This window comes from Anabaena sp. CCY 9613 (genome assembly GCF_963920895.1).
In the GTDB taxonomy this organism is placed as follows: Bacteria; Cyanobacteriota; Cyanobacteriia; order Cyanobacteriales; family Nostocaceae; genus Cyanocohniella.
This window is the reverse complement of sequence record NZ_CAWUDE010000025.1, coordinates 1-11,717: the sequence shown is the minus strand read 5'-3', so window position 1 is coordinate 11,717 and position 11,717 is coordinate 1. Positions and strand designations below refer to the sequence as shown.

9 protein-coding genes are annotated in these 11,717 nt (G+C 42.2%); 6 read left to right on the top strand and 3 right to left on the bottom strand.

Going from position 1 to position 11,717, the window contains the following annotated elements:
• The first annotated feature begins 63 nt into the window (after positions 1-63).
• The 6 genes from ACM0OT_RS21730 (at position 64) to ACM0OT_RS21705 (ending at position 8,657) form a co-directional block, all read left to right on the top strand.
• Positions 64-657, top strand: coding sequence for a TetR/AcrR family transcriptional regulator (locus ACM0OT_RS21730; protein WP_414566472.1), 594 nt, complete (start codon positions 64-66; stop codon positions 655-657).
• Between the two features lie 381 nt (positions 658-1,038).
• Positions 1,039-1,695 carry a cobalt transporter gene (locus ACM0OT_RS21725; protein WP_414566471.1) on the top strand — a complete coding sequence of 219 codons (657 nt, stop codon included), beginning with the start codon at positions 1,039-1,041 and terminating at the stop codon, positions 1,693-1,695.
• A gap of 5 nt (positions 1,696-1,700) precedes the next feature.
• Entirely contained in the window at positions 1,701-4,829 is a 3,129-nt protein-coding gene (locus ACM0OT_RS21720) for an efflux RND transporter permease subunit (RefSeq protein ID WP_414566470.1), read from the top strand.
• A 1,083-nt stretch (positions 4,830-5,912) separates the two neighbouring features.
• Positions 5,913-6,626, top strand: a complete 714-nt coding sequence (locus ACM0OT_RS21715) for an NYN domain-containing protein (protein WP_414566469.1) — start codon at positions 5,913-5,915, stop codon at positions 6,624-6,626.
• 202 nt (positions 6,627-6,828) lie between these two features.
• A complete protein-coding gene (locus ACM0OT_RS21710) occupies positions 6,829-7,539 on the top strand; it encodes a response regulator transcription factor (RefSeq protein ID WP_414566521.1) in 711 nt (236 codons plus the stop codon).
• 11 nt (positions 7,540-7,550) lie between these two features.
• On the top strand, positions 7,551-8,657 hold the full coding sequence (locus tag ACM0OT_RS21705) for a sensor histidine kinase (protein ID WP_414566468.1): 1,107 nt from the start codon (positions 7,551-7,553) through the stop codon (positions 8,655-8,657).
• Positions 8,658-8,892: 235 nt separating this feature from the next.
• Here ACM0OT_RS21705 and ACM0OT_RS21700 read toward each other — a convergent pair whose 3' ends face one another.
• From ACM0OT_RS21700 to ACM0OT_RS21690, 3 genes are all read right to left on the bottom strand, one after another.
• On the bottom strand, positions 8,893-9,201 hold the full coding sequence (locus ACM0OT_RS21700; protein WP_414566467.1) for a hypothetical protein: 309 nt from the start codon (positions 9,199-9,201) through the stop codon (positions 8,893-8,895).
• Between the two features lie 270 nt (positions 9,202-9,471).
• The gene (locus tag ACM0OT_RS21695) at positions 9,472-10,275 is read right to left on the bottom strand and encodes a hypothetical protein (RefSeq protein WP_414566466.1); all 804 of its coding nucleotides are present in this window, start codon (positions 10,273-10,275) and stop codon (positions 9,472-9,474) included.
• Positions 10,276-10,890: 615 nt separating this feature from the next.
• Positions 10,891-11,460 carry a DUF3611 family protein gene (locus tag ACM0OT_RS21690; RefSeq protein ID WP_414566465.1) on the bottom strand — a complete coding sequence of 190 codons (570 nt, stop codon included), beginning with the start codon at positions 11,458-11,460 and terminating at the stop codon, positions 10,891-10,893.
• Positions 11,461-11,717: the final 257 nt, after the last annotated feature.

Below are 11,717 nucleotides of genomic sequence, written 5' to 3'. Positions count from 1 at the left end.
ATTTGATAAAGTTAATTATATTCACTTTTAATCAACTTAGTTAATTTAGTTAACTAAGAACCTATGGGTCGTCCACTCAAAGAAAATTCCTTGACACCACATGATGTAGTTCTGGCTGCGATCTCTTGCCTTGATCAAGAAGGGGAATCGGCATTGGGGGTCAATCGAGTCGCACGAGAGCTAGGGGTTAAGCCACCTGCCATCTACAAACATCTAGATGGCAACACGGGGCTGCGTCGCGCTGTCGCTTTGGAAATTTGGCGCAACTACTTGATGTACTGCCAAAGCCAAATCACTAGGGACACAGATCCCCATGATTTATTCCGTGTGGGCGCACAGGCAACTCGAAACTTTGCCCAGTATTATCCTGCCCGTTATAGCGTGATGATGCAGTACCAAATGCAACCCACTGATCCAGAAGAGGTTGAAATCATCCAGAACGCTTTACATTTCTTCCAGCGATCGCTTCAACTCTACGAACTAAGTGACGATGCTTTGATTGATGCGATGCGGATGGTCAATGCAGCAATTTATGGTTTTATCGCCAGAGAACAGCTAGAACTAATGACCTTAAACCGTTCGACCGAGCGCAGCTATGAAGTCATGCTGGATGCTCTCATCGTTGCACTTGAATATATTCGACAACGCGATCGCTAATTACTTAGTATTTAGTGGGTAGCAGATTAATATGACTACCAATGGACGGTCTCAAGACTTTACCTTAGCCAGTATATCAAGCCGCATAAACAAGATTTACAAAAAGGTTATGGTTCAGTTATTTTGCATGAATTTTGAAGACCTAAAATGGTACAAAGTTAACATCCTAGCTCATAGCCATAACACCACACAGCAGGCAAGTGGATTGCTGATGGGTATTCTGCTTCATCTTCCACCAGTAAAATTCGCATCACTCCAAGAAAATCAACCACGAAGCTCTGATCTCACAAAAACATTTGCCATTTCACCTGGATTTCATCTGTCCTTTGGCAAACTATGGAGAACTTTTGTTTAACCCTGTCTTCATTTTGAGGAGTGATCATGAAACCCTTTCCACTAGTGAGTTCCATTCTTGCAGTCAGTTTAACCATCAGTGCGCCCACAATTGTGTTTGCTCACGTTGGACATGGTGATGAATTTCAGGCAAAGGGCGGCATCAATCGCGTGAAAGTTAATGCTGAAACCGACCAACTGTTAGGCATTGTTGTCACGCCAATCGCCTCTTCTGCGGGATCTGCTGTGATGATTCCGGTGACGGCATTGGTTGATGCCGATGGCAAGCAGATAGTATTTGTGCAGTATAAAGATTTTTATGAGCCGGTGGAAATTACAACTGGCGCGACTAAAGGCGAACTAATCGAAGTGAGCAAAGGATTGTCAGCTGGGGAAAAGCTCATTACCCAAGGTAGTTTGTCGCTCTATGCTGAATCGCGCAAAACCCAAACCGCCGATGCAACCCCCAGTTCAGTCGTAAGTACTACTCCCAAAACTGATGCAGCCCATGCTCAGGCAGATGCTAAAGGAATACCTCATAGCCACGATACTGCTGGTAATCTCGTCTCGCAGGCTGGTGAAACGACTCCGCAATCGGGCGGATTCCCGATGGGGATTTTAGCAGCAGTGGGTGGTGGAGTGGTGCTTGTGGGCGGAGCGATCGCCTTGATAGCTGGCAATGGCAAGAAGAAAGGAGGCTTTTAATTTAAATGTTTAACTCCATTCTGAATCAGATTCTCAAAAACTCAATTGCCCAGCGTTGGCTAATTGTTACTTGTGCGATTTTAGTGACGCTGTGGGGAGTCTTCAGTGTGACACAGATGCCACTGGACGTTTTTCCCGAATTTGCGCCCCCCCAAGTAGATATTCACACCGAAGCGACTGGACTAGCTCCAGAGGAAGTAGAATCACAAATTACCGTGCCGATTGAAAGTGCGGTGAATGGTTTGCCGGGGGTGACTACGGTGCGTTCTTCCTCCAAAGTTGGACTGTCTATGGTGCAGGTGGTCTTTGACCAAGATGCCGACATTTATAAAGCCCGGCAATCAGTAACAGAACGACTCCAGCAGGTGACAAATCAGTTACCTGAAGGGGTGCATCCACCGGAAATTTCACCGTTAGCATCGCCCTTGGGTACGATTTTACAGTATGCCTTTACGGTGAATGGGCAGGGGAAAACCTCGCTGATGGACTTGCGCCGTCTGGTGGATAGCACCCTGAGCAACCAAATTTTGTCTGTGCCGGGAGTCACCCAAGTCACCGTTTACGGTGGGGATGAACGACAGGAACAGGTACTAGTTGATCCAGAGAAATTGCGATCGCTCAATATTTCCCTGACCGAAGTGACCAATGCTGCCAGAGGTGCAAATTCTAATGCTCCTGGTGGATTCTTAATTGGTGGTGGTCAAGAACTGTTGGTACGCGGTATTGGGCAGGTAAAATCAATTGCAGACTTGCAGCAATCTGTGGTGAAGGTGCAAGATGGAAAGCCGATTTTGCTCAAAGATGTAGCCCAAGTACAAACGGGTGCGGCACTGAAGCGGGGAGATGCTAGTTTTAATGGGCAACCAGCTGTAGTGATGATGATTAACAAACAGCCTGATGTTGATACTCCCACGGTGACAAAAGCAGTAGAAGCAGTGCTGCAATCTTTGCAAGCGACATTTCCCCCTGATGTGCAGGTGGCGCGGACGTTCCGGCAGTCTAACTTTATTGATACTGCCATTGCCAATGTCAGTAGTTCCCTAATTCAAGGCATCATCATCGTGTCGGTGATTATGCTGTTATTTCTGATGAATTGGCGCACCGCCGTAATTACTCTGAGTGCAATTCCTCTGTCCTTGTTAATTGGGTTAATGTTCATGAAAGCTTTTGGCTTGGGCATTAACACTATGACCTTGGGCGGTTTAGTCGTAGCCATTGGCTCAGTAGTGGATGACTCAATCGTGGACATGGAGAACTGCTATCGCGGACTGCGAACCAATCAGGCACAGGGCAACCCGAAGCATCCCTTTCAGGTGGTGTATGACACCTCTGTACAGGTGCGGTTAGCCGTAATTTTTTCCACGGTAATCATCGTCGTCGTCTTTGCACCAATTTTTAGTTTGACGGGTGTTGAGGGCAATATTTTTGCCCCAATGGGTTGGGCGTATTTGCTCTCAATCTGTGCGTCTACTCTGGTGGCCATGACTCTTTCACCTGCCCTGTGTGCAATTCTGCTGGCAAACCAAACCCTACCGCAAGAAGGTACATTCATTTCCCGTTGGGCAGAACGGTTATATCGTCCATTGTTAAATCTGTCGCTGCGATCGCCGCAAATTATTCTGGGTGTAGCACTGGCAACATTGGTGGCTGCTGTTGCGATTATTCCCTCCCTCGGACGGGTGTTTCTACCCGAATTTCAGGAGAAATCATTGGTCAATTCAATGGTTTTATTTCCGGGGGTTTCCCTCGATATGACCAATCGGGCTGGGATAGCACTGTCTACTGCGCTTAAAGATAATCCTTTGTATGAGTGGGTGCAAGTACGGGCAGGACGCACTCCAGGAGATGCAGATGGGGCTGGAGTGAGTATGGCTCATGTGGATGTAGAATTGAGCGATCGCGCCCTCCAAGACCGCGAAGCCAGCATTAAACAATTGCGGCAAGAGTTCAATAAACTGCCTGGTGTGGCATCTAACATTGGTGGATTTATTTCTCACCGCATGGATGAAGTTCTGTCGGGGGTTAGAAGTGCGATCGCTGTGAAAATCTTTGGCCCGGATTTAATTGAACTACGAAAGATTGGCGAACAAGTGCGAGATGTGATTCAGCCCATTGCTGGCATTGTAGACTTGCAGCTTGAACCTCAACTGCCCATTCGTCAGGTACAAATCCATTATGATCGCGTGGCAGCCGCTAACTATGGATTGAGTATGGAGCAGTTATCTAATGTGGTGGAAACTGCTCTAAATGGTCGTGTAGTGTCGCAAGTAGCAGAAAATCAGCAGCTTATTGATATTTCTATCTCCTTGACAGAGAAAGCCCGCAATAGTTTAGATGCCATTCGCGCTATTCCTCTGATTACCCCAACAGGAAAAACCATCCAACTGGGTGCTGTAGCCAAAGTAGACTACGGTATGGGAGCGAATGTTGTGAATCGGGAAGATGTATCACGGCTGATAGTTGTTTCGGCAAACGTTGCCGAGCGCGATTTGGGCAGTGTTGTCAGTGATATTCAATCCCAAATTCAACAGAAAATCAAACTCCCCAATGGCTACTTCATCCAGTACGGCGGACAGTTTGAGTCGGAGCAACGTGCTACTAATAATCTACTGGTATTTAGTATCTTGGCAGCGATCGTCATTGCGGTGTTGATGTTCTTCTCCGTTAAATCCCTTTCCGCCACAATCGCCATCATGCTCAATCTGCCTTTGGCTTTGGTGGGTGGCATTGTTTCCATTGCTTTGAGTGGCGGTGTGATGTCGATCGCTTCTTTGATTGGATTTATTACCCTATTTGGCGTTGCTGTCCGCAATGGCTTGTTGTTGGTAGACAACTATAATAATAAGTTTGCTCAGGGAATGCTCCTCAAAGATGTGATTGTCAACGGTTCTCTAGAACGAGTTAATGCCATCCTGATGACCGCACTCACTTCTGCACTGGGGATGCTGCCTTTGGCGATCGCTAGTGGGGCTGGAAATGAAATTCTGCAACCCTTAGCAATTGTAGTTTTGGGCGGTTTATTTACTTCTACAGCTTTGACTTTATTAGTTATTCCGGCTCTCTACGCCAAATTTGGCAAACAGTTGATGCCTCAACAGAAACCCGTTTTGATTAACCAAACCTGGTCAAACTAATAATAATGATGTTGTGATTAGTACTTTTACATTCTCAGGGTAACAATCCCTACGGCTTCTAGCTGGGGGATTTTTGCTACCCTGCGGTAACACTACGCGAACACAAGAACTTCATTGATTTGAGAGTAACTATGCAACTAACAATATCTTCTAAGCTATTTTTTCTAACTGAGAGCCAATATCAAAATTAACACCCCCATTTCCCCAATTTGGCAATTTGGCACATTTCTTCACCATCAGGTTGGTATGGTGAAATTAGCGAATGTCTTTGTGCGACAATACCGACTTGCAGAATCCCTCAGCTATAGGCTAACTGGGGGTCTTTTTTTTGCTTATTTGATTTATATATAGCAATTTTGGGAAAATTTAAAATCTCAATATTTCAGACTTATTTTTACTCAAGATTGTAAATATATAGCCTTATTCAATTCATTAATATACATCCAAAAAGCAATTAATCACAGATAAATATCAATAAATCTGTATTCCATGTAAATGGTTATAACTATATATTAAAGTCTGGTGATAATATCAAACCAAAATTGGCATTTTAATCATGAAAATCTTATAAATACTAACTTAAATAATGCTTGATACATTCATTTAAATTGAAATATAGTATCCTCTTGAAACTAACTAAACATGCATAAATAATAGGTTTATGTCAAGTATTTAGTTCTAATTATTCATCTCAATATCACTACGTCAATATACAAAGATTGCCTTAATGAAGCTTTTTTAAATAGAGATGTACAATAAAAATAACTGCCGACGGCTCACTATTATCTTTACGCCGATGGGAAGCTGCTTGCACTCAAGTTTTTGCATCCTGTAACTAGTCAATATGCAGTAAAGGTAGATAAGGAGCAGCATAACTGTAGGCAAAGGGAATATCTCGTAAAACCTGCCCTGAGAAGAGTTAACAGCTGCTGGGGCGTTAAATTTTGGAATCTCCACAATTACCACGATTTGAGTGGCTTTACGCTCAATGACTAAATACTGTTTGCGGCTAGGCTGATGGCCCAGTCGATGTTTTGCCAATTTACCCGAAAGCATTTCCAGATTTAAAATCTAGAGGAGTCAATGAGCATCACTAATTTTACCAAACCAAAAAATGTCTATAAACGTCCTGAGGAGGAACCCCATTTACCAGGAAAAAGCCCAATAAAAAATGGTGTGAAATGTGAAAGTCCCAAAAAAAGGGAGCCGACTATATCAAAAACTTCTGTCATCAAAGATGAAAATCGGGGTCGAGTAGCTATTTTTATTGATGGTGTCAGCCTCTTTAATACCGCTTTACAACTTGGCATTGAAATCGACTATCTCAAATTACTTTGTCATTTAACTGCGGGTTCACGGTTATTGCGCGCTTTCTTTTACACTATTGTCGATACTTCACGGCCAACTCCTAACCGTCCACGTACTAATGAAAAGCAACAGGGTTTTCTATTTTGGATGCGTCGCAATGGTTATCGTGTAGTCATCAAGGAGGCTCAACTGTCAGATCACACCAAAAAACACAATTTGAATGTAGAGATTGCTGTAGATATGATCACCTTGGCTCCTTACTACGATACGGCAATCTTAGTCAGTGGAGATAGAGACTTAGCTTATGCTGTGAATGCTGTAACTAGTACAGGTTCGCGTGTTGAAGTGGTGAGTTTGCGCGCGACAACTAGCGATAGTCTGATTGATGTCGCTGATGAATTCGTTGACCTTGATGGTATTAAACAGTACATCCAAAAGGATTCCCATCTCGGCTATAGTTATCGGGCGCTGTCTAATTCCAAGTTGTAATATCATTTGGGATTTTAGATTGGGAACTGCTCCTCAGTCTAGGTTCTGTAAATCCATCTGTTGCATTATTTGTTCAACTTGGTGTAAATCCCCATTACAAATCCATCGAATTTGATTTTATTACTACCCTACCCACACCAAGGTAATAGAGTAGAATAGCAAACTGGGGAACTCTGCGTATTTTTATTGAATCTTAATGGCGATGGATATTTTGATTGTTGAAGATGAACCAGAAATTGCTCAGTTGATCCAACATTCACTAGATAAAGAAGGATTTTTCTGTCGCACGAGCCGCGATGGTATCAATGCTTTGCGGATATTTAAAGAACAACCACCAGATTTAATCATTTTAGATTTAATGATTCCTGGGTTGGATGGATTGGAAGTTTGTGCCAGAATTCGTCAGCAACCCGGTGCTAAAGATCCATATATTTTAATGCTGACAGCCAAGGGTGAGGAAATTGATCGCGTGATTGGCTTGTCTACTGGTGCGGATGATTACATGGTTAAGCCTTTTAGCCCCAGAGAATTAGTTGCTAGGGTGCGGGCATTATTACGGCGTAGTCTCCGCCAAGGAGGACAGCACCATGTGAATCGAACTCAACACTTTATAGTAAATGTAGACCAACGCACTGCCAGCCGTCAGATGAATTCCCAACCAGCAGAAATTTTAGACTTAACTACTTTAGAATTTAACTTATTAAGTACCTTTGTCAGTAATCCTGGTCGAGTGTGGAACCGTACTCAGCTAATTGACAAACTTTGGGGTGACAATTTTTTTGGTGATGAGCGGGTAGTTGACACTCATGTAGCCCGACTGCGAAAAAAAGTTGAGCCAGATCCAGCTAGTCCCACTTTTATTAAAACTGTGGTTGGAGTAGGTTATAAATTTGAAGATTCCCCTATAGTGTGAGGATAATCAACATGGGCTGGCATTGGGCAAAATCCTTGCCTTTGGCATCACGCCTCTTTATATCCCACCTAGTGGTGATGATAGTGGGCTTATTTAGTCTTGTAATCATCAGCAAAGTTTCTTCTCCCCGCTTTTTTGTGCTGCACTTGGAAACTCTAGAAAGTCGGGGGGTGAGATTAATTCATATCCGGCGTGAATTGGTGCAAGGATTTGAAACTGCTTGGAGGCGAGGAACTGTTTGGTCTGTTTTAGTAGGTAGTACGGCGGCGGGAGGATTGAGTTATTGGGTATCTAAACGAATTATGTTGCGGTTGACAGAGATGGAACAAATCACCCAAAAGTTTGCCGCAGGTCAACTCGAAGCGCGGTTACCTTTGTCTGATATTCCGGAACTGCATCGCTTGGGAACTAGTTTTAATCAGATGGCGGCAAGTTTAGAAGGCGTAGAAGCACGGCGGCGAGAATTGATTGGCGATATGACCCATGAATTAAGGACACCGTTGACAGTGGTTCGCGGTTACTTAGAGGAACTAGCCGATGGCGAAATGGAGCCGTCTCCAGAGATTTATCGCAGACTTGCTAAAGAAACTAGACGCTTAGAACGCTTGGTTAACGATTTACAAGAACTCTCAAAGGCAGAAGCCGGTTATCTGCCAATTAAGATCCAGCCTGTGAATTTGTTTCCTTTATTAGAGTGCTTGGTAGAGAAATTTAGCGACCAGCTACTAGAAGATGGCCCGGTGATGCGTTGGGAATGTCCATCCCCATTGCCACTGGTATTGGCAGATATTGACCGCACAGAACAAGTGCTAGTAAATTTGCTAGGTAATGCAGTACGTTATACTACCCAAGGTAAAATTACAATTCGTGTTTGGACTGAAGCCAATCGACTTTGGATTGCCGTGATAGATACAGGCATTGGCATTGCTCCAGAGGACTTGCATCATGTATTTGAACGCTTTTGGCGGACTGACCAATCACGCGATCGCCATTCTGGAGGTACGGGTATTGGTTTAACTATCACCCGCCGTTTAGTCGAGTTGCAAGGCGGTCAAATTTATGTAGAAAGCGAACAGGGTATTGGTAGTACGTTTCGTTTTTTCTTGCCTTTGGCATAGGGTCTAGGGGCTATGGATAGTTTTATCAAATCTGCTGACCCTACTAGAGTCTCAAGTAGGTAACTGCCACAAACTCCCCCCGGCAACAATTATCATTATTATTAAATTTCAATACTTAATTTTCTGAAAGTCCTGTGTGATAGAGCGTTAGGGAATTCCATCTGGCTCATCAATCTTTAATATTTAGATGCGATCGCCCTATGCCATCCTTCAGTAGTAATAAGTTCCACTGAACTTAATGAAGGTATCCATTTATATCTTTTGCCGGGTTAATATTTGAGGAGCAATTGATTAAATTATGTAAAGCAGGTGCTAATAAATAGCTTGAGCGACTGCTAGTATACACGAGTTTTTTAACCCACGGAAAGTCGGGATTGTCGGCTAGAACCTTGGTATATTTATTCAAGTCGTAACCAGTTTTTACATGACCATCTATCCAGTAGCGCAAGCAAGAATTTTTAACAAAAAGAGCAGTCCTTAAGGCTTCATTTACCTTAAGTGACTGCTCTCTTGTTATCTCTGCTTTTGCTTCGTAGACTATCATTCTTTTGTTTGGTTACTGTTAAGTACAGTACCATTATTTTGTCAAAAACTCAACTACCCTGTTATACTCATTTCGTGACACGAAATATTTTCTAACAGGGTGTTTCGTTTTTAACCGCTATTCATGAGGCAGTGCGGTCTTGGGGGTTTCCCCCATGAGCAACTGCCGTCTCCCGCTAAATGCTGGTGCATTGTAACGGGAGTCTTCTAGCTTGATTAGATAAATTTTGGTATCATCATTGCCAAAGGTGCGGTTGTACCTGAAGAATTATTACTGTGGAATTGCTGACGGGTAAACTTCATTTGCAATAAACACAGGTTTATTGCTGTATTCAGCTTCCAGTGTCCTCTGCAAAGTCAAATCCCAGTTCAGGTCATAATCCCGTTCCAATTCGGCTACAACAAACGGACGCAATACCCCTGTAACTGCTACTTTTTCACCTTCATTAACAATTCCTTGGGGAGTTCCGGCGCGTATCACTAACAAGTCCTGTCCACCAAATAACTTGTCTTCATCCAAAGTGAACGAACTGGAATTTCTAATATCTTCCACTTCACCTGTCACCGCCAGGGTTTTGCCATAGTATAGTTCGGGGTTTGTGGTTAATTCACCTGGTTTAGGAGCAAGTGCTAGTGATTTAGCGATAATTGCCGGTTGAGTTTCGTAATCCGTATACAAGTTAGGATCTAAACCCAAGTTGTAATCTCGATTAATATCTGCGATTACAAACTTACGAACTTCACCAGTTGCTTGAATTGGTGTGTTTGGGTCAGTAGGTAGGGTGAAAGTTTCACCAGAAGCATTTACAACTAAAATGGGTTCAGCGCCAAAAAATTGCTTATCGCTGACTGTAAAAGTTGATGGACCCAATGTTCTGATGGGCGTACTTCTAACAGTTACAGTTTGACCAATTAGTTCGTTTGTATTATCTGTGACTTCCTCTGTAGTAACGTTGGTTTCTGGAACTGCGGCTTCTCGCTCTAAGTTATTGGTGCAAGCGGGAAGTAGCACTGCCGAAAGTGCTAGAGCAATAGCCCCTTTAGAACTCCACTTAGTTTGAAAAAAGTTAATCATTGCAAAATATCCATTCAGGTTAACTAAAATATCAAATTCAGATTATTAATCATTATTCAAACCTTTTTACATTTTTGCATCAGTCCTAGTGATGAGTTACGAACCTGATATTTTGGTGCGACCACAAAAAATTTGATTGCTTATTTGTAGTCAGCATTTTATTCAAAATTAATGGGGTGAACCACATTAATTCAAAAAGACCTAACCATTCCTTTGAATTCTTAATACACCTTGATTATTATCGAAATTGGTTGTTTCATCTAATAAGACTGATAGCATCCCTTGGGAGGTAGACATAGGCATAACTGGGAGTAATCCACCGTCTTTATGTACCAAAGTGATAGTGATAGGCGTTGGTAGATTTCGGAGGATAAACTCTTGTCCACCTACAATAAATCGGGGTTGTGTATGACCAATTTTTAAAAATGTAATTAAGGTAAAGGTGAGCCGCTCAACCAGAAAAGGAGTTATGAAAAACAGACTGTAATTTGACGTTAAATCTTAATAGTGGAAAAGTCGAGCAGAACCCAAACTCATTGCACAAATACCACTTGAGAAATAGAGTTACTATGTCAATAGTAATAGCGGGCAACGTGAAATAAATACTACCGTATATCAATCTTCTAGCCAATAGAGTAAGCCAAGAGAAGTAACTCCCCCAAAAAAGTGAGCGCCAATCAAGTTGACATTAGCTAGCATTACAAAAATATCTAGTGACCGAATTACATTTTGTGGTTGATAAATTGCTACACTTTGAGGCTGCGCTAATGCTTTTATCAATATAATTGCAACCGTTTCTTCAGAAGCAATAAAAGCTATTGATAGCCCTACCAAACTCATCACTAATCCAATTCGTAAATTTTGAATTATATCTTTCTTTGTGGGATTGTTTTGGGGATTTTGTGTTTGCAAAAGTTTAGCCAAATTCCTGTAGCGGAAAGCCCAATATACTCGAAAGCACAGCAATAAAATACCTATAATAGCCAAAAATATGCCAAATCCTATACCTGCATTACTTGTCTGAGTACTAACGTTACTGCTAAAACAAGCCAATAATACAGCAGTACCAGAAAGGAAACCCAGCAATAACTGTACCCAAAAACTAATTCGACTTACTAAACGAAAGATAATAGCAAAGTCTTGTTTGCTTGGTGTATTTGAAATGGATTCTAAGTTATTTAACATTTGTACCTCTTGGTATCTATTTACACAAAGAACTCAAACTAATTATTGATGTAGTTGATTAGACTAAATAAAAGAGGTTTTACTTAGCTTATATCTTAATTTGTGGAGTCATATTAGAAGTTTTTACTTTAAAAGATCAGCTTTAACTCCGAATTAAATAACAAATTTAGATGATAAAGGTGGAAAAGTAGTGGAATATATATCAGGGTAAGCTCATCTAATTTGGTATAGAGTGAGCTTGACAAATTAGCCAAGAC